The sequence below is a fragment of the Actinacidiphila sp. bgisy160 genome (assembly GCF_057707815.1).
This window is the reverse complement of the sequence record NZ_JBYIQW010000027.1, coordinates 63,428-79,663: the sequence shown is the minus strand read 5'-3', so window position 1 is coordinate 79,663 and position 16,236 is coordinate 63,428. Positions and strand designations below refer to the sequence as shown.

Genomic DNA, 16,236 nt, shown 5'->3' with positions numbered 1-16,236 from the left:
GACTCACCTTCCTGTTTCGGCTTCAACGTTGTCGGTGGCGACGCGCGGCGACGGCGGCCCCGGCCGCGAGCGCGACCGGCGCCACGGCGCATACGGCGGCCAGGAGCCGGCCGTCCCGTGGCGAGCCGGCCGGGCGCTCCGCGAGCCGCTCGGGCCGCTCGCCGGGCACCGTTCCGTCCAGTGCGGACGCCAGCGCCTCCGCCAGGTGCACGGCCCGCCGGCCCGTTCCGCCCTGCTCGATCTGGGTACGGCAGCTGAACCCGTCGGCGAGGACCAGGTCCTCGGTGGAGGCACGGCGTACGGCAGGCAGCACACCCTGCTCGCCCACGGCCATCGACACCTCGTAGTGGCCGCGCTCGAACCCGAAGTTGCCCGCCAGCCCGCAGCAGCCCTCGTCCAGCACCCGGGGATCAAGACCGGCCCGGCGCATCAGCTCGCGGTCCGCGTCGTCGGCGAGCACCGCGTGCTGGTGGCAGTGCGTCTGCACCACGGCGCCGCGGTCCAGCCGTGGGGGCCGCCACCCCTCGGGAGCGTCGTTGACCAGCAGCTCGGCGAACGTACGGAACTGTCCGGCCAGTCGCCGCACGTCCTGGTCCCCGGGCATCAGCTCCGGAGCGTCGGCGCGGAACACCGCCGCGCACGACGGCTCCAGCCCTACGATCGGCGTGCCCGCCTCCAGCCACGGCCGCAGCACATCGAGCGTGCGGCGCAACACGCGGCGCGCCGTGGCCGGCTGCCCGGTGGAGATCCAGGTCAGCCCGCAGCACACGGCCTGTGCCGGAACGGCGACCTGGAACCCGGCGTCTTCCAGGACCCGTACGGCGGCCTTCGCCACACCGGGGTGGAACTGGGCGCTGAAAGTGTCGGGCCACAGCAGGACGGTGCGGTCGCCGCCCGGCTCCGGCTGCCCCGTGCCACGGGCCGCCCACCATTCGGCGAACGACTCCCGCGGGAAGGGCGGCGCGTCACGCTCGGCCGCCACTCCGGCGAGCATCTTGCCCGCCCGGGCCAGGCCGGGTGCGGTCAGCGCGGCGTTGACCAGCCGCGGCGACAGCCGCGCCAGCCGGGCCCACAGCGGCAGCCAGCCCATCGAGTAGTGGGCGGCCGGCCGGAGCCTGCCCCGGTAGTGATGCGCCAGGAACTCCGCCTTGTAGGTGGCCATGTCGACCCCGACGGGACAGTCCGACTTGCAGCCCTTGCAGGCCAGGCACAGGTCGAGCGCGTCACGGACCTCCGTGGAGCGCCAGCCGTCGCTCACCGCCGAGTCGGCGGCGTGCCCGTTCAGCATCTCGAACAGCAGCCGGGCCCTGCCGCGCGTGGAGTGCTCCTCCTCGCCGGTCGCCCGGTACGAGGGACACATCACCCCGCCCCTGTGGGTGCGGCAGTTGCCGATGCCCACGCAGCGCATCACCGCGCGGGTGAAGGAGTGCTCGTCCTCGGGGTAGCCGAAGAACGTCTCGTGGGCGTCGGGGCGCCAGTGCGGGCCGAGCCGCAGGTTCTCGTCGACCCGGTGCGGGGCGACGACCTTGCCGGGGTTCATCCGGTCACCGGGATCGAACAGCGCCTTGAACTCGCCGAACGCCGCCACCAGGCGGTCGCCGAACATCCTCGGCAGCAATTCGCCGCGGGCCTGGCCGTCGCCGTGTTCGCCGGACAGCGAGCCGCCGTGAGCGACCACCAGATCGGCGGCGCGCTCCAGGAAGGCGCGGAAGTCGCGCACGCCCTGGGCCGTGGTCAGCTCGAACGGGATCCGCGTGTGCACACACCCCTGCCCGAAGTGCCCGTACAACGACGACTGGGCGTAACCGAAGTCCGCGAACAGCTTCTTCAGGTCCCGCAGGTAGTCCCCGAGCCGTTCCGGCGGCACCGCGGAATCCTCCCAGCCCTCCCACGTCTCGCGCCCGTCCGGGGGCCGGGCGGTGACCCCCAGCCCGGCCTCACGGGCCTTGAGCATCTCCTGCTCGCGGTCCGGGTTGTCGGAGAAGGCCACGTCGCGGCCGTCCTCGTCACGTCCGATCGCCCGCAGCAAGGCGCGCGACTGCTGGTCCACGTCGTCCTTGCTGTCACCGCTGAACTGCAGCAGGAGCCAGGCGTCGCCCTGCGGAAACTGCTCCAGGGACTCCAGGTAGGCGTGCTCCTCGCGCATCAGCTGCGCCATGCGCCCGTCCAGCGCTTCCAGTTGCGTCGGCTCGCAGTGTTCCAGCAGCCGCGGTACGTCGTCGGCCGCGGCGCAGATGCCCGGGTAGCCGAGCACCACCATGGCCTCGGCGGCGGGCACCGGTACCAGATCCAGCTCGGCGCGCAGCACCGTGACCAGGGTTCCTTCGCTGCCGACGAGGGCCCGGGCCAGGTCGAAGCCGTTCTCCGGCAGGAGGGAGTCGAGGTTGTAGCCGGAGACCCGGCGCGGCAGTTCGGGGAAGCCCTTGCGGATGTCGCCGAGATACCGGTCGGTCAGCTCGCGCAGGCCGCGGTACAGCTGCGCCCTGCGGTCTCCGGCGGCCACGACGGCGTCGTACTCCTGCCGGGAGGTGGGACCCACCCAGCAGCGCAGCCCGTCATAGGTGAGGATCTCCAGCCTGCGCACGTTGTCCACGGTCTTGCCGTACGCCTGAGCGGACGCGCCGCAGGAGTTGTTGCCGATCATGCCGCCCAGCGAGCAGTGGCTGTGGGTCGAGGGTTTCGGCCCGAACATCAGCCCGTACCCGGACAGCTGCCGGTTCAGCTCGTCCAGCACGATGCCGGGCTCCACCACGCACGTCCCGTTCTCCGCGTCGACCGAGAGCAGGCGGTGGCAGTACTTGGTCCAGTCGATCACCACCGCGGTGTTCGTGCACTGGCCGCCCAGGCTCGTACCGCCGCCGCGGGAGAGCACCGGCGCCCCGAACCGGGAGCACACCTCCACCGCCGCGGCCCCCGCGTCCAGGCTCCGGGGGACGACCACGCCGATCGGCACCTGGCGGTAGTTCGACCCGTCGGTGGCGTACGCGCCCCGGCTGCCCGCGTCGAAGCGCACCTCACCGTCGACCCGGTCGCGCAGCGCGCGCTCCAGGCCGGTCGGATCCAGCTCGGCCCGGTCAGGCCCGGTCACCAGGCCCTTGCTGATGTCTGCGTCGCGAGCCATCTGCGTCGTCCGCCCTCTGCTCGTCGGTGAACCGCTTCGGCGCCCCAGTCACGCGTTCCCGGACCGTCCGGTCTCTAACGCCCCGCGGGCAGGGATCGGCCGGATGACCGCGCGCCGGGCGGTTCACCGGCGTGGTCGCGGGTAGCCGATGGTCCTGCCGCGAAAGACGACCGCGAGGAAGTGATCGATCATGCGGGCCACCGTGTGGCACGGCAAGCACGACGTACGGGTCGACACCGTGCCCGACCCACGGATCGAGGAGCCGACCGACGCGGTGGTGCGGATCACGTCCACCGGCCTGTGCGGCTCGGACCTGCACCTGTACGAGGTCCTGGCCCCGTTGATGACGCCCGGCGACATCCTGGGGCACGAACCCATGGGCATCGTCGAGGAGACCGGCGCCGAGGTGGACAACCTCTCTCCGGGTGATCGCGTCGTGGTGCCGTTCCAGATCTCCTGCGGCACCTGCTACATGTGCCGCGAGGGACTGCCGACGCAGTGCGAGACGACCCAGGTCACCGAGTACGGGTGCGGGGCGGAGCTCTTCGGCTACACCAAGCTCTACGGGCGCGTCCCCGGTGGCCAGGCGGAGTACCTGCGGGTGCCGCAGGCCCAGTTCGGGCCGATCAAGGTCCCGGACGGACCGTCAGACGACCGGTTCGTCTACCTCTCCGACGTCCTGCCCACGGCCTGGCAGGCGGTGAAGTACGCCGAGGTTCCCAAGGACGGGAGCGTGGCCGTCCTGGGCCTGGGGCCGATCGGCGACATGTGCTGCCGCGTCGCCCGCCGCCTTGGCGCGGGCAAGATCATCGGCATCGACTACGTACCGGAGCGACTGACCCGGGCGCGCCACGACGGCGCCCATGTCTTCAGCCTCGAGGAGTACGAGGGCCAGGACGAGCTCGTGAAGGCCGTCCGGGACGCCACCGACGGCCGCGGCCCGGACGCGGTGATCGACGCCGTGGGCACCGAGGCGCACGGCAGCACCCTGGGCAAGCTGGCACAGCAGTCGGTGGGCCTGCTGCCCCGCGCCTGGGCCGCCAAGCTGATGCAGACCGCCGGTGTCGACCGGCTCGGGGCCCTGTACCTGGCCATCGAACTGGTCCGTCGTGGCGGCACGATCTCGATCACCGGCGTCTACGGCGGTATGACCGACCCGCTGCCGATGCTCACGATGTTCGACAAGCAGATCCAGCTGCGCATGGGCCAGGCGAACGTCCGGCGCTGGACCGACGAGATCCTCCCGCTGCTGACCGACGAGGACCCCCTGGGCGTGGACGGATTCGCCACGCACCACGTCCCCCTGGAGCAGGCCCCGCAGGCCTACGACATGTTCCAGAAGAAGGCGGACGGCGCCATCAAGGTCCTCATGATCCCGTGACGCCCGCGGTCAGCCCGGCGGCGCGCCGAGGGGCGTGGCCGCCAGGGCCTGGGCGACCCCGTACAGGTTCGCGGCCATGGCGCGTCCCGTCTTGTGGGACCAGTCGTGGCCGCGTTCGTCGTCGAGGTAGTCGGGCCCGGCGCCCGGGCCGAGGTGCCAGTAGGTCCAGGCCTGGCCCGGGATGGTGAAGCCGATGCCGGCGAGCGCCCCGGAGATCTCGCTGATCACATGGTGGGCGCCGTCCTCGTTGCCGGTCACCACCACCCCGGCCACCCGGTTGTAGGCCACGGGGCGATCGTGGTCGTCCGTCTCGGAGAGCATGGCGTCCATCCGCTCCAGCACGCGCTGGGCGATCGAAGAGGGCCTGCCCAACCACGTCGGGGAGGCCACGACGAGGATCTGCGAGGACAGCAGCTTCGTGTGGATCTCGGGCCAGGCGTCCCCCTCGCCTTCGTCGCTGGTGACGCCCGGCTTGATGTCCAGATCCACGGCGCGGACACAGTCGATGTCCACGCCGTAGGCAGCGAGCTGGTCCGCCACCACCTTCGCCAGCGCATAGGTGTTGGACGGCTGCGGAGACCGTTTCAAGGTGCAGTTGATGACAAGGGCTTTCATGCGGCTCTACCTACCTCGCGCACGGCGGCGCATCCCGGAGGAGCGCCGGACTCACTCTCCCGGTCAGTGCCGGGTCGCCCGCGCCGCCCAGCGGACGGGGGGCCGCACGAAACGGGAACGTCACCACGGTCGCGACGGCGCTCCCGGCGCCGCGCGGTACGTCCGCCACGGCAGCGGACATGTGATCCTCCAGAAGTCCGGACGTACGGTGCCGGCGGTACGGCTTCCCGCGGTGGCCCGGCGGAAACGGTGTAGGACGTTGTGCGGATGCGCAGGGGTCGGCGGCGAGGCGCGCGCCCCGTCGCGGGTACACGGACAAGACCGGACCATCGATCGACGGGAGGGCGACATGCCTGCTGACGGCGCCGGCCGCCGGAAGGGCCGCGACGAGACCCGGGAGGAGCGCGCCGACCGCCAGTGGGGAGAACTCATCCAGGAGGTCCGGGTCGCCCAGACGGGTGTTCAGATCCTCTTCGGTTTCCTGCTGACCGTGGTCTTCACCCCGCGCTACCCACAGCTCGAGGCGACCGACAAGATCATTTACATCCTCACCGTCGTGCTGGGCGCCTCCGCCACCGGAGCGCTGGTCGGACCGGTCTCCTTCCACCGCATCGTCTCCGGTCGGCGGATCAAACCGGAGACCGTCCTCTGGGCCGCCCGCCTCACCTTCGCGGGGCTCGTCCTGTTGCTGCTCACCATGTCCTCCGCGCTGCTCCTGGTCCTCCGGGTGGCCACCCATGACGCGTACGTGCCCTACCTGGTGGCGGCGATCCTCGCCTGGTGCATGCTGTGCTGGTTCGTGCTGCCCCTGTGGGCCAGGTACCGCTTCACGGAGAACTGATCGAATGCGGCCACGTCACCCGGATGTCCCATCAAGTCGCAGGCTCCGTTGCCGATATCGCGGTAGTGCGCTGAGGATCTCCGTGAACGGACGCCCGTCGTCCCGCGACCACGGGACGTGTCAACCGTGGAAGCCCTGCCCGCTCCGGAAGACCCGTGGGGGCATGGCGTGGGCGAGGGCGACGTGCTGTTCCGTGTCGTACAGGAACTGTGCGCCCGCGGACTGCTCACACTGCGTCCGCCGAATACGGGAGACGTGGCCGGCAACCGCCGTTGAGGGCCGGCCCGGGATGTCCTACACCTTCCTGTCCCGGCAACTCATCCCCCATGCCGTCGCCGAGGACAAGGTGCTCTACAAGAAGGTGGACAGCCTGATCGGCGGGAACGGGAGCACCCGTGCGACCGACACGATGCGCCGCGACCACATCGAAGTCGAAACGCTGACCGACAAGCTCGGCGAGCTGGACGAGAACCTGCGACAGGGCACACCCTCGCCCGCCCAGGAGCGGCAACTGCGCAGGGTCCTCTACTCGCTCAACGGCATCGTGAGTCTGCACTTCGCCAAGGAGGACGAGGTCTACCTCCCGCTGCTCGACCAGAAGCTCACCGCCGCCCAGGCCCAGCAGATGTTCGAGCAGATGGAGAAAATCAGCGAGGAGACCGCCGCCGAGGGCGGGTACCGGCACTGACCGGCGCCGCCCTTCAACGTGCGGCCCGCCCCTCGGGGCCGCCGTGAACCCGGGCCCGGCGCCGGGCCGGCGGCGCGCCTTCGGCCGCCCAGCGGCGGGGAGCGTTCCTGGCGGAAGCGGAAGACGCCCACTCCCGCCACTCTCCATCAGGCTTCATGACTCCAGGGGCGGTTTCAGGGGGAGTCAGAGCCGCAGACCCCACTCAGTGCCGGGTCCGGCCTGCGACGACGTGCCGGTGAGTCATGGCAGACCCGCAGGTGATGACGCAGGTACAGTAACCGCCGCGCCGGGTCCGGCCGGATGTATGTGTCCCGTCTACTGGCACGGGTGATCGTTCACTTGCGCGGTCGGCTCGACGAGGGCGGCGGCTGAGGAGGACGCCCTGTCCTGGATCTCTTCCGTGCGGCGCGGCGAGGACCGGCTGTGCCGCCGATGACTGGTGTCGCACCACGGGTACTTGCGGCTGCGACGGCACGCGCAGACGGCCACGACGAAGCGGTCGGAACGCACGACACGGCCGTCGTCCAGGACGACCTCGACGGGTCCCTCGATCAGGATCGGGCCGTTCCGCGTGATCGTCACGCGGGTCGGCGACGGTTCATCGTTCACGTTCGGCACGGATCACCACCAGTTCTTCCTTCTCCTCGCCGGGAGCGATCAGCCCCCGTGCCTCCAGCCATGCCGACCGGTCGCGCAGCACCGGCCCGAACGGGATGTACCGGCGCTCGACGACGGCGGCCCGCAGGCCGGCGCGACGCAGCCGGCCCAGTGTGCGCTCGACCCCGCAGAGCCCCGAATGGACCAGGAGCAGGACGCCGCTCGGAGTGAGCAGCGCGGGCGCGTCCGAGCAGATGCGGTCCAGCAGCGCACGGCCGTCGGAGCCGGCGTCCCACGCGAGGGCGCGGCCCCGGGCAGGAGGACCGGACCCTGGAGACGGCACGTACGGTGGATTGGCCATGATCAGACCGAATCGGGAGCCCGTCACCGGTTCGGTGAGGTCGCCGCGCAGCACCTTGACGCGCAGGCCGTGCAGACGGGCGTTGATCCATGCGGTGCACACCGCATTGAGGGAGGTGTCGACGGCGGTCACCTGAGCGGCCCCGCGCTCGGCGGCGGCCAGAGCGAGCGCCCCGCTCCCCGTGCCCAGATCGAGCACGGCGACATCGCCGGCGAGGGGCTCCCGCTGCAGCGCCTCCGCGAGAAGGAGCGTGTCGTGCTGGGGGCGGTACACCCCCGGTGGGCACAAAAGCCACATAGGTCGCGGCTACCCCACAGGAGGAGAACTAACATGGATCGGGGAAGGAGTACGTGGACCGAGCCGCCAGGTGGTGGTCCGAAATCACGTCACGGGTGGCGCGGAGCCCGCGTACCCTCCGTGGCCGGTGCGCGAGGCACACCGCATGGGATCCTGGTGCGGGGGTAGGCCAAGAGACCCGATGGGCATGTGAGGAGGGGGGACCATGGACGCCGTCGTACCGGAGGCGGGACAGCCCCTGCTCGCGGGACCGCGAGCACAGGCCGGAGCCGTGCCCGACGATCTGCTGGAGGGCGTGAGGGCGCCCGCCTTCGTGGTCGACGACGAGGGCCTGATCGCCGCGGCCAACGGCGCGGCCCGGATCCTTCTGCAGTGGTCCGCCGCGGATCTCCTCGGTCAGGATGCCCACGACCTGCTGCACCGCGACAGCCATGGCCGCACGTTGCCGCGCTCGCGTTGCCAGATGCGTGACGCCCTCATGGCCGGGAGCACCAGACACAGCGACCTGGGGTGGTTCGCGCGCGGGGACGGCAGCCTGCTGGGTCTGTCCTGGTTCCTGACGCCCTACGCCCTCGGCTCCGGGAGGCCGGGTGCCCTGGTCATGCTCTACCAGCGGCAGCAGGCCCCCGAGCGTCGGCAGGAGGGCGAGGAGCGCTCCACGCCGCTGACGGAGCTCGACCGTCTCGCCCTTCTCGCGGAGACCACCACACAGCTCACCTCGACCCTGGACGTGGACGAGGCGTTGCACCGCCTGGCCGCCCTCACCGTGCCGCTCCTCGCGGACTGGGCGATCGTCGACCTGCTCAACGAGAACAACGAAGTACGCCGCGCCCTGGTCGTGGAGCACAAGGGCGGCGTCCTGGTGGAACGCACTGACCTGCAGGGTCCGATGCCGCCGCTGGTGCAGGAATCCCCCATGCCGTTGTCCCGCGCATTGCGCGGCGTCGCGTCCGCGATCGTCAGTGCCTCCACGTACCTCGACCCACCGGATTCCGGCATCGCCGTCGAACAGCACCGGCTCTTCGAGGAGACCGGCATGCACTCCGCGGCCATCGCCCCGGTCCGCGGCCTGCGGGACGTGCTGGGAGCGCTCACGCTGGGCCGTGCCACACGCCCGGACGCCTTCACCGCCTGTGACCTCCCGCTGCTGGAGGACCTGACCCGGCGGACGGGTCTCGCCCTGGACAACGCACGCCTCTACCAGCGTCAGCGCAAGGTCTCCGAGACGATGCAACGCCACCTGCTGCCCCAGATGCCCACGATCCCCGGCGTGCAGATGACGGCCCGGTACGTGGCCGCCCCCCAGGCCTCACAGGTCGGCGGTGACTGGTACGACGCGTTCCCGCTCAGCGACGGAGTGACCGCACTCGCCATAGGCGACGTCGTGGGACACGACCTCGACGCCGCCGGTGGCATGGCGCAGCTGCGCAACATGCTGCGCGCCTTCGCCTGGTCGCACCCGGAGTCCCCCAGCGCCGTCGTCACCCAGCTGGATCAAGCCGTCATGCACATCGCCGAGGTCCCGATGGCGACCATGCTGCTCGCGCGGCTCACCAGCGCGGAGGACGGAATGTGGCGAGTTCGCTGGACCAACGCCGGTCACCCGCCGCCGCTCCTGGTGCACCACGACGGCCAGAGCCGCTTCCTCACCGAGGGGCACGGCATCCTGCTCGGCACGGGTACGGCCACACCGCGCGAGGACGCGGTCGTGACCCTGCCACCGCGATCCACCCTCGTCCTCTACACGGACGGACTGGTCGAATCCACCCGGCACCCCATCGACGAGGGACTGGACCGGCTCCGCAAACACGCCGCCTCCCTGGCCCGGCGCCACCTGGACTCCTTCAGCGACGCGCTGCTCGACCGGGTCAGGCCCCAGGACAACGACGACGACGTGGCCTTCCTCGCTCTGCGCACGCCCGACCGCGCCTCCTGACAGCGGGCGGTTCCTCGTCGCGTACGGCCCCGCGGGCACCTTGAGGGCGACGCCACGGGCATATGCCCGCGCTGGCGCACACACCGGGCCACGCCCGCGTTGCCGGATGCCGGGTTTGCCCTGGAGCGTGAAGGAAAGCCGCTCCACATGAGACTTATGAGGCTTAAGAGCGAACAGCAGGACTCGCCGAACGGCGCTCTCCCCGCCGCCATGGACGTCCTGGAAGAACAGGAGTGGCTCGACGGGCCCGCCGGGCTCGTCCGCAAAGCCGTGCGCGCGGTGCCTCTGGGCCGGGGGCGTGACGCACTGCGCGGCCTGTGGCTCGGGCACCCCGTGCACCCGGTCCTGGTCCAACTGCCGATCGGGGCCTGGACTTGCGCCGGGATACTCGACCTGCTCCCCGGGGAGAGCCGCGCCGCCCGGCGCCTGGTGGCGGTGGGCCTGGCCTCCGCCGGGCCCGCGGCGCTCGCCGGATGGGTGGACTGGGCGGAGCAGCGCCCCCGGCAGGCCCGTGTGGGCCTGGTTCACGCGACCGCCAATCTCGCGGCCGTCACCGCGTACGCCGCCTCCCTCGTGTACCGGATCAAGGGCCGCCCGATACTCGGCCGCGCTCTGGGGTTCGGTGGCATGACCCTGGCCACGGTGGGCGGGGTGCTGGGCGGCCACCTCGCCTACCGGCAGGGCGCCGGCGTGAACCACGCCGAGGCGGTGCCCGTGCTGGTGGAGCCGGGATGGCACCGCATCGGGGTGCCGGAGGACTTCCCGTTCGGGGAGCCCGTACGGCGGATGGCCGACGAGGCGGCGGTGGTCGTGGTCCGGGAGGACGACGGGCGGTTCTACGCCCTGGCCGATCGCTGCAACCACATGAACGGCCCCCTGCACGAGGGCAAGGTCCTCGAGGGCTGCCTCGAATGCCCCTGGCACGGCAGCCAGTTCCGCCTGACGGACGGCGCGAACGTCCAGGGGCCGGCGACCGCGCCGCAACCCCGCTTCGACTGCCGTGTAGCCCCCGACGGGCAGGTCGAGGTGCGGCTCGCCGAGACCTGAGCCACCAGGAGGAACCGTCATGAGCCGGGAAGCTCTGGAGATCCACCGAGCCGACCATCCGGCCGGAGCCACGACCCGGCTGCTGATCGCGCGTCACCTGGCGGACCACCACCGTTCCTCGCCGCACGGCGACGAACTGCGGCGCGTGGCCGACGAGATCGAGGAGGACCGGGACAGCCTTCTCGACCTGATGGCCGCGCTCGACGTACCCGCGCGGCGCCACAAGGTCTACGCGGGACGGCTCGCCGAAAAGGCGCGCCTGCTCAAGCTGCCCGCACGCGGGCCGACCAGCGGAGGACATCATGGTCATCCTCGGCATCATCCTGCTGATCATCGGCTTCCTCGCCGGGATCTCGATCCTGTGGACCATCGGGATCATTCTCGTCGTCATCGGCCTCGTGCTCTGGGTGCTGGGCGCCGTGGGGCGTGGAGTCGGCGGACGCCGGCACTACTGGTAGGCGGCGCGCCGCCCTTGGTCAAACGCGGCGGAGGCCGCGCGCGGCCGCGACGGCGGTCGCGGCAGCGGCCACCGCCGCGGCCCCCACGGCCGCGTGGTGACGCGAAGCCCAGGACTGCGCGCTCCTGGAGTGCGCCTGCGGCCCGAAGCGTCCATGCGCGCCGAAGTCGTGCCCGTCGGACCCGTCAGCCGGTGACCACAGGTTCACCGGCGCCGCGGGGTCGGCGTCCTCCGCGGTCTGCTGCGAACGGAAGCCGGTGCGTGCCAGGTAACGGTCCAGAAGGCCCGGCGCCACCGCGTTGGCCAGCAGCGTGGCCGCGCTGCTCGCCCCTACCCAGTACTCGCGCCGGCCGGGGTGGTCCGCGGCGTGCACGATCGCCCGGGCCGCCACCTCGGGCTGGTAGATCGGCGGCACGGGCTGGGCGCGGTGGGGCAGGCGGCTCAGCACCCAGTCGAACTGCGGGGTGTCGAGTGCCGGCAGTTGCACCATCGTCGTACGAACTCGCGAGCCCGAGTGCAGCAGTTCGCAGCGCAGCGACTCGTTCCATCCCTGGATGGCGTGCTTGGCGCCGCAGTACGCCGACTGCAGCGGGATACCGCGGTAGGCCAGCGTGGAGCCCACCTGCACGATCGCACCGCGGTCGCGTGGGAGCATCCGGCGCAGCGCGGCCCGCGTACCGTGCACGTAGCCCAGATAGGTGACCTCCGTGACCCGCCGGAACTCGTCGGCGGAGATCTCGGTGAAGGGTGCGAAGACCCCCGTGAACGCGTTGTTGACCCATACGTCGATGGGGCCGAACGCCTCCTCGACGTGGGCCGCGGCCGCCTCCACCGCGTCGGCGTCGGACACGTCGACCGGCACGGTCAGTGCCGCACCGCCTGCTCGCACCACGTCGTCGGCTGCCGCGGCCAGTCCTGTGCGCCCACGGGCCAGCAGGGCGACCCGGTCCCCGCGGGCGGCGAAGGCGCGGGCCGCCGCCCTGCCGACACCCCCGCTTGCCCCGGTCACCACAACCGTCCTGGTGTGCCGTCGCATCGTCATGAGGCTCGGCTACCCGGGGCGGGAGCTTCGTATCACCTCGCGGGGGTAGGCGCTCGCCATGGCGGAATACGACGCCTCGCCCTACGTCCCCGAAGGTGCGGATCTCGCGGCGCTGAGCAGCGCGGCAGCCGGTTGCCGGGGATGCCCGCTGTACGCGGACGCCACGCAGACCGTCTTCGGCCGGGGAGAGCCCTCCGCGAGCGTCGTGCTGGTGGGCGAGCAGCCGGGGGACCAGGAGGACCGGCAGGGCCGTCCCTTCGTCGGCCCGGCGGGAAAGGTCCTGGACAGGGCGATGGAGGAGGCCGGGCTCGATCCGGCCGACGCCTACGTGACCAACGCCGTCAAGCACTTCAAGTTCACGGTCCCGGAGCGCGGCAAGCGGCGGATCCACAAACAGCCCACATTGCGCGAGGTCGCGGCCTGCAAGCCGTGGCTGGAGGCCGAGCTGGAACGGATCGCGCCGCAGATCGTGGTCGTGCTCGGCGCGACCGCGGCCAAGGCAGTGATGGGACCGGAGTTCCGGGTCACCCGGCAGCGCGGCAGGCTCCTCACCCCGGGCGTGCCCCTCGACGGGGCGCACGTCCTCGCCACCGTCCACCCCTCGGCCGTGCTGCGGGCCGGCGAGAACCGCGAGGAGATGTACGCCGGGCTCGTCGCGGACCTGCGCGTCGTGGCCGACGCACTCGGCTGACCCCGGCTCGCGGCTCCGTTTCCCGGCCCGGTTTCCGGGAAGTCGCACAGGAGATGCACTGACCGCGTTCGACTGGAAGGTGCGCCATGAGTACGCCGCATGCAGGCGATCGTTCCGCCCCTCAAAGCGGCGCCGAGCACGCCGGGCACAAGGTGCCGCCCACCGAGACGCCCCCGGCGGAAAGCAGCACCACCGAAGGGATATCGCTTCCCGAGCGTCCGGAACTCCGCAAGGCGTGGGGATTCGCACCGCTGGTACTGATCTTCCTCGTCGTGGCGATCTTCCTCGCCGGGGTGATCGCCATGATCGTAGCCCTGTCCTCGTAACCGCGACCCCCGCGCCGCCTGAGCCCCCGGAGGCGTGCCTCCGGACCGAAAAGGGTTCCGCCGGCGGGCTCAAGCCGGTAACCGGTGACGAAACCGGCGGCTGAACGCACTTCGGCAAGATGTCGTTCATCAGCGCATCGGCGGCGGATCGTCAGTGTCACGAGTGGTGTGCATACGTTCGCGCGGATACGGACGAGCTGTGACAGAGATGGCCGTCACGGAGATTTCGCGGCGAAAGCGCGGTCCGGGAGGAGGCCGCGCGGTACTCCGGCTAGGCTCCGAAGAGGCAGCGTTTGACAATCGACCAGCGAAGCAGGAGCGCTGACCCCCATGCCCAAGACCCGTCTGAAGTGCCGCAGCACCTCATCGGCTGCCGCCGTCGTCGCTGCCGGCGCGGCGCCTGGAGACCGGCGGCACACCGTCCGGCAGGACGGCCGCCATGTCGTCATCGCTTACACGGACAAGCACTGGCCCTTCGACGTCGCTGAGTGGGCTGCCCTCGAAGGGCACGCGAGCGACAAGGCCGCGGCCCGGGTCATGTCCGGCCTCTGAGATGCCCCAGGCCGGCCTGGCCGGGCAAATCCGCGCCTGTCCCGCGCGCGGTTCCGCACCCAGCCACCACTAGCCTGTCGGCGCCAGTTCGACGCGGCCGAAAAGCAGGCCGTAGCCGCTGGGCAACTGTGCGAGGATCCGGCTGACGAGGTCCTCCCCGGCCAGGCGCGCGAGTACAGCGAAGACGGTCCCGGCGTCCCAGCGTGCGGTGGCCGGTGTTACGCCGGTGCGCGCGGCCAGGTCGCTGACGAAGCCGAAACCGGTGAGCGGTTCCGGGCGGGGGATCTGGGCGGTGAACTCGAGAGCGGCCTCGACGGGCAGCAGGGCAGCGAGGGCAACGCGTTCGTCGCCGGTCAACTGCCGTCCCAGGCCTGCCAGCACCTCACGGACGGCCTGCTCGGCCCGGTCGCGGGTCGGGTACGCACCTTCGTAGCGGACGTGCTCGACCATCGCGTCGAACGTCATCGCCGTGGCGTGCATCGGGAGTGCCTTTCCTTCCATGTAGTAGGGGGCGGGAGGGCGTGTCCCGCTCCGGGTCGCGCGGTCAGGCCGACGCGAGGTGGCCGAACAACAGGTCGTAGCCGGGCGGCAACTGCAGCAGGAGCCTTCGCAACAGGTCCGGACCGGCCTCTTCGGCAGCCACGCTGAGGACCGCGCCGACGTCCCAGCGCGCCGTCGCTTCGGTGGCGCCCTCGATCCAGGCCGCGGTGGCCCGCACGAACCGTTCCGCGTCCAGCGGCTCGGCGGCTTGGAGCGGGTTCAGCAGGATGAGTGCGTAGGTCTCGGGCAGAAGGGCGGCGAGCTCGGACCGTTCTTCGCCGACCACGTGCGCGCCGAGCAGTCCGAGCACGACGCGGGCCGCGCGGTCCGCCTCATCCCGTGTGGCGTATTCGCCGCGTTCTTGGACCCGTGTCAGGAACGCATCAGGTCGCATAGCCATGGTTCCCCCTTGGCTGATGCGGAGGACGGAACCGAGGAGGGAGGGGAACGGCATCCGTCCTCCGCCGCCGGGTCGTGCCGGGCGGGTCGCCCGGCTCAGGGCTCAGCCGCTGATCTGCTTGCGGTCGCCGGTGGACGTGATCGCGATCTTGCGGGGCTTGGCCCGCTCGGCGATCGGAATGCGCAGGGTCAGGACACCTGCGTCGTAGTCGGCCTCGATGTTCTCGGTGTCCAGGGTGTCCGCCAGCATGAGCTGCCGGGAGAAGACACCGAGCGGCCGTTCGGACAGCTCCAGCTGCACGTCGTCGGACTTGGCGACCGGGCGGCGTTCGGCCTTGACCGTGAGCATGTTGCGTTCGACGTCGATGTCGATCGCGTCGGGCGTGATGCCGGGCAGGTCGAGTGCGATCACGTAGTGGTCACCCTCGCGGTAGGCGTCCATCGGCATCGCCTGGGGCCTGGACCAGGTGCCGGACGTGCCGAGCAGCTGCTGGGTCAGACGGTCCAGCTCACGGAACGGGTCGGTGCGCATCAACATCGTGAAACACCTCCAAGCGTTCGGGCAGTGACTGCCAATGCGCTTCACCTGGTTCCGTTGTAGCATGTCGTCCAAGCGATGACAAATCTTGAGTCGTCAAATGGATGACGGAAAGGAGGGTCATGGACGTTACCGAGCCCCCCGCGCCGAGGGACGCCGTCGGCCGCGGACCTGTACCGCTCCTGGCCGCGGCAGCTGCTCTCGACGCCATTGACCGAGCCCTGCGCGAGGCCCGTGCGGCGGACGCGAGACCGGCACCTGCTTCCGCCGGCGACGCGGAACAGGCGCTGGCGTCGCTGATCCTCCTGCGGGAGGTGCGCGGGCAGCTCGCCGGCTGGGAGAGGGGACTGATCGAAACCGCCCGAGCCGCCGGGGCCAGCTGGGCCGACCTGGCCGGTCCGCTCGGGGTCGCCAGTCGTCAGGCCGCCGAACGCCGCTACCTTCGGCTGCAGCCGGGAGCCGCGGGCAGTACGGGTGAGGATCGTGTGAAAGCGACCCGCGACCGCCGTGCCGCCGACCGCACCGTCACTGCCTGGGCGCGCGACAACGCCGGAGATCTGCGCCGGCTGGCCGCTCACGTCACCGGACTCACCGACCTTCCTCCCGGCGCCCGCTCCGCCGTCGCAGCCGTCGACGAGGCCCTCGCCCACAACGACGCGGCGCGCCTGATGGCCCCCCTCGCAGCCACCCAGGTGCACCTGCGGCCGGGGCATCCGGAGGTCGCCGCACGCGTCGACGCTCTCACTCGGCACGCTGAGCAGTTGCGGAGGAAAAGCGACGACCAGCGGCGTGGCGGCTGAACGCGGG

18 protein-coding genes and 1 pseudogene are annotated in these 16,236 nt (G+C 71.3%); 10 read left to right on the top strand and 9 right to left on the bottom strand.

Annotation, left to right across the window (positions count from 1 at the left end):
• Positions 1 to 22: 22 nt before the first annotated feature.
• Positions 23 to 3,121 carry an FAD-binding and (Fe-S)-binding domain-containing protein gene (locus tag AC3EUJ_RS21705; protein WP_431963797.1) on the bottom strand — a complete coding sequence of 1,033 codons (3,099 nt, stop codon included), beginning with the start codon at positions 3,119 to 3,121 and terminating at the stop codon, positions 23 to 25.
• Positions 3,122 to 3,311: 190 nt separating this feature from the next.
• On the opposite strand from AC3EUJ_RS21705, the gene AC3EUJ_RS21700 reads away from it, so the two are divergent.
• On the top strand, positions 3,312 to 4,502 hold the full coding sequence (locus tag AC3EUJ_RS21700; protein WP_431963795.1) for a zinc-dependent alcohol dehydrogenase: 1,191 nt from the start codon (positions 3,312 to 3,314) through the stop codon (positions 4,500 to 4,502).
• A 9-nt stretch (positions 4,503 to 4,511) separates the two neighbouring features.
• On the opposite strand, the gene AC3EUJ_RS21695 is transcribed toward AC3EUJ_RS21700, so the two are convergent.
• Together AC3EUJ_RS21695 and AC3EUJ_RS21690 are read right to left on the bottom strand one after the other, a co-directional pair.
• Positions 4,512 to 5,117 carry a flavodoxin family protein gene (locus tag AC3EUJ_RS21695; protein WP_431963793.1) on the bottom strand — a complete coding sequence of 202 codons (606 nt, stop codon included), beginning with the start codon at positions 5,115 to 5,117 and terminating at the stop codon, positions 4,512 to 4,514.
• Between the two features lie 10 nt (positions 5,118 to 5,127).
• A complete protein-coding gene (locus AC3EUJ_RS21690; protein WP_431963792.1) occupies positions 5,128 to 5,298 on the bottom strand; it encodes an LPFR motif small protein in 171 nt (56 codons plus the stop codon).
• Between the two features lie 168 nt (positions 5,299 to 5,466).
• Between AC3EUJ_RS21690 and AC3EUJ_RS21685 the strand changes: the two genes are divergently transcribed.
• Both AC3EUJ_RS21685 and AC3EUJ_RS21680 read left to right on the top strand, forming a co-directional pair.
• Entirely contained in the window at positions 5,467 to 5,958 is a 492-nt protein-coding gene (locus tag AC3EUJ_RS21685; RefSeq protein WP_431963790.1) for a DUF6328 family protein, read from the top strand.
• A 289-nt stretch (positions 5,959 to 6,247) separates the two neighbouring features.
• Entirely contained in the window at positions 6,248 to 6,646 is a 399-nt protein-coding gene (locus AC3EUJ_RS21680) for a hemerythrin domain-containing protein (RefSeq protein ID WP_431963788.1), read from the top strand.
• A 417-nt stretch (positions 6,647 to 7,063) separates the two neighbouring features.
• On the opposite strand, the pseudogene AC3EUJ_RS21675 reads toward AC3EUJ_RS21680, so the two are convergent.
• Positions 7,064 to 7,264 (bottom strand): annotated as a pseudogene (locus AC3EUJ_RS21675) (CDGSH iron-sulfur domain-containing protein); the annotation flags it as partial.
• Entirely contained in the window at positions 7,245 to 7,901 is a 657-nt protein-coding gene (locus AC3EUJ_RS21670) for a HemK2/MTQ2 family protein methyltransferase (RefSeq protein WP_431963786.1), read from the bottom strand. The pseudogene AC3EUJ_RS21675 and the gene AC3EUJ_RS21670, both read right to left, overlap by 20 nt.
• A 205-nt stretch (positions 7,902 to 8,106) precedes the next feature.
• On the opposite strand from AC3EUJ_RS21670, the gene AC3EUJ_RS21665 reads away from it, so the two are divergent.
• The 3 genes from AC3EUJ_RS21665 (at position 8,107) to AC3EUJ_RS21655 (ending at position 11,342) form a co-directional block, all read left to right on the top strand.
• Positions 8,107 to 9,837: a SpoIIE family protein phosphatase gene (locus AC3EUJ_RS21665; protein ID WP_431963784.1), complete on the top strand. Its 1,731-nt coding sequence runs from the start codon at positions 8,107 to 8,109 to the stop codon at positions 9,835 to 9,837.
• 210 nt (positions 9,838 to 10,047) lie between these two features.
• The gene (locus AC3EUJ_RS21660) at positions 10,048 to 10,884 is read left to right on the top strand and encodes a Rieske (2Fe-2S) protein (protein WP_431963834.1); all 837 of its coding nucleotides are present in this window, start codon (positions 10,048 to 10,050) and stop codon (positions 10,882 to 10,884) included.
• 302 nt (positions 10,885 to 11,186) lie between these two features.
• The gene (locus tag AC3EUJ_RS21655) at positions 11,187 to 11,342 is read left to right on the top strand and encodes a DUF6131 family protein (protein WP_431963782.1); all 156 of its coding nucleotides are present in this window, start codon (positions 11,187 to 11,189) and stop codon (positions 11,340 to 11,342) included.
• Between the two features lie 18 nt (positions 11,343 to 11,360).
• Here AC3EUJ_RS21655 and AC3EUJ_RS21650 read toward each other — a convergent pair whose 3' ends face one another.
• Positions 11,361 to 12,377: an SDR family oxidoreductase gene (locus AC3EUJ_RS21650; RefSeq protein WP_431963780.1), complete on the bottom strand. Its 1,017-nt coding sequence runs from the start codon at positions 12,375 to 12,377 to the stop codon at positions 11,361 to 11,363.
• Positions 12,378 to 12,441: 64 nt separating this feature from the next.
• On the opposite strand from AC3EUJ_RS21650, the gene AC3EUJ_RS21645 reads away from it, so the two are divergent.
• The 3 genes from AC3EUJ_RS21645 (at position 12,442) to AC3EUJ_RS21635 (ending at position 13,952) form a co-directional block, all read left to right on the top strand.
• Complete coding sequence (locus tag AC3EUJ_RS21645; RefSeq protein ID WP_431963778.1) at positions 12,442 to 13,074, top strand: UdgX family uracil-DNA binding protein; 633 nt, start codon at positions 12,442 to 12,444, stop codon at positions 13,072 to 13,074.
• Between the two features lie 86 nt (positions 13,075 to 13,160).
• Positions 13,161 to 13,400 (top strand): DUF6480 family protein, encoded by a 240-nt coding sequence (locus AC3EUJ_RS21640; RefSeq protein ID WP_431963776.1) that lies wholly within the window; start codon positions 13,161 to 13,163, stop codon positions 13,398 to 13,400.
• Between the two features lie 330 nt (positions 13,401 to 13,730).
• Positions 13,731 to 13,952, top strand: a complete 222-nt coding sequence (locus AC3EUJ_RS21635) for a hypothetical protein (RefSeq protein ID WP_431963774.1) — start codon at positions 13,731 to 13,733, stop codon at positions 13,950 to 13,952.
• A gap of 69 nt (positions 13,953 to 14,021) precedes the next feature.
• Here AC3EUJ_RS21635 and AC3EUJ_RS21630 read toward each other — a convergent pair whose 3' ends face one another.
• From AC3EUJ_RS21630 to AC3EUJ_RS21620, 3 genes are all read right to left on the bottom strand, one after another.
• Entirely contained in the window at positions 14,022 to 14,432 is a 411-nt protein-coding gene (locus tag AC3EUJ_RS21630) for a DUF2267 domain-containing protein (RefSeq protein WP_431963772.1), read from the bottom strand.
• Between the two features lie 64 nt (positions 14,433 to 14,496).
• A complete protein-coding gene (locus tag AC3EUJ_RS21625; protein ID WP_431963770.1) occupies positions 14,497 to 14,892 on the bottom strand; it encodes a DUF2267 domain-containing protein in 396 nt (131 codons plus the stop codon).
• A gap of 102 nt (positions 14,893 to 14,994) precedes the next feature.
• Positions 14,995 to 15,429 (bottom strand): Hsp20/alpha crystallin family protein, encoded by a 435-nt coding sequence (locus AC3EUJ_RS21620; RefSeq protein WP_431963768.1) that lies wholly within the window; start codon positions 15,427 to 15,429, stop codon positions 14,995 to 14,997.
• Positions 15,430 to 15,551: 122 nt separating this feature from the next.
• Here AC3EUJ_RS21620 and AC3EUJ_RS21615 point away from each other — a divergent pair, with 122 nt between their 5' ends.
• Entirely contained in the window at positions 15,552 to 16,229 is a 678-nt protein-coding gene (locus AC3EUJ_RS21615; protein ID WP_431963766.1) for an HSP18 transcriptional regulator, read from the top strand.
• The last annotated feature ends 7 nt before the right edge of the window (positions 16,230 to 16,236 follow it).

Excerpts from the sequence above, each read along its gene's own strand:
- AC3EUJ_RS21705 (WP_431963797.1), bottom strand. The coding sequence starts at position 3,121 with ATGGCTCGCGACGCAGACATCAGCAAGGGCCTGGTGACCGGGCCTGAC.
- AC3EUJ_RS21700 (WP_431963795.1), top strand. The coding sequence starts at position 3,312 with ATGCGGGCCACCGTGTGGCACGGCAAGCACGACGTACGGGTCGACACC.
- AC3EUJ_RS21695 (WP_431963793.1), bottom strand. The coding sequence starts at position 5,117 with ATGAAAGCCCTTGTCATCAACTGCACCTTGAAACGGTCTCCGCAGCCG.
- AC3EUJ_RS21690 (WP_431963792.1), bottom strand. The coding sequence starts at position 5,298 with ATGTCCGCTGCCGTGGCGGACGTACCGCGCGGCGCCGGGAGCGCCGTC.
- AC3EUJ_RS21685 (WP_431963790.1), top strand. The coding sequence starts at position 5,467 with ATGCCTGCTGACGGCGCCGGCCGCCGGAAGGGCCGCGACGAGACCCGG.
- AC3EUJ_RS21680 (WP_431963788.1), top strand. The coding sequence starts at position 6,248 with ATGTCCTACACCTTCCTGTCCCGGCAACTCATCCCCCATGCCGTCGCC.
- AC3EUJ_RS21670 (WP_431963786.1), bottom strand. The coding sequence starts at position 7,901 with ATGTGGCTTTTGTGCCCACCGGGGGTGTACCGCCCCCAGCACGACACG.
- AC3EUJ_RS21665 (WP_431963784.1), top strand. The coding sequence starts at position 8,107 with ATGGACGCCGTCGTACCGGAGGCGGGACAGCCCCTGCTCGCGGGACCG.
- AC3EUJ_RS21660 (WP_431963834.1), top strand. The coding sequence starts at position 10,048 with ATGGACGTCCTGGAAGAACAGGAGTGGCTCGACGGGCCCGCCGGGCTC.
- AC3EUJ_RS21655 (WP_431963782.1), top strand. The coding sequence starts at position 11,187 with ATGGTCATCCTCGGCATCATCCTGCTGATCATCGGCTTCCTCGCCGGG.
- AC3EUJ_RS21650 (WP_431963780.1), bottom strand. The coding sequence starts at position 12,377 with ATGCGACGGCACACCAGGACGGTTGTGGTGACCGGGGCAAGCGGGGGT.
- AC3EUJ_RS21645 (WP_431963778.1), top strand. The coding sequence starts at position 12,442 with ATGGCGGAATACGACGCCTCGCCCTACGTCCCCGAAGGTGCGGATCTC.
- AC3EUJ_RS21640 (WP_431963776.1), top strand. The coding sequence starts at position 13,161 with ATGAGTACGCCGCATGCAGGCGATCGTTCCGCCCCTCAAAGCGGCGCC.
- AC3EUJ_RS21635 (WP_431963774.1), top strand. The coding sequence starts at position 13,731 with ATGCCCAAGACCCGTCTGAAGTGCCGCAGCACCTCATCGGCTGCCGCC.
- AC3EUJ_RS21630 (WP_431963772.1), bottom strand. The coding sequence starts at position 14,432 with ATGCACGCCACGGCGATGACGTTCGACGCGATGGTCGAGCACGTCCGC.
- AC3EUJ_RS21625 (WP_431963770.1), bottom strand. The coding sequence starts at position 14,892 with ATGGCTATGCGACCTGATGCGTTCCTGACACGGGTCCAAGAACGCGGC.
- AC3EUJ_RS21620 (WP_431963768.1), bottom strand. The coding sequence starts at position 15,429 with ATGTTGATGCGCACCGACCCGTTCCGTGAGCTGGACCGTCTGACCCAG.
- AC3EUJ_RS21615 (WP_431963766.1), top strand. The coding sequence starts at position 15,552 with ATGGACGTTACCGAGCCCCCCGCGCCGAGGGACGCCGTCGGCCGCGGA.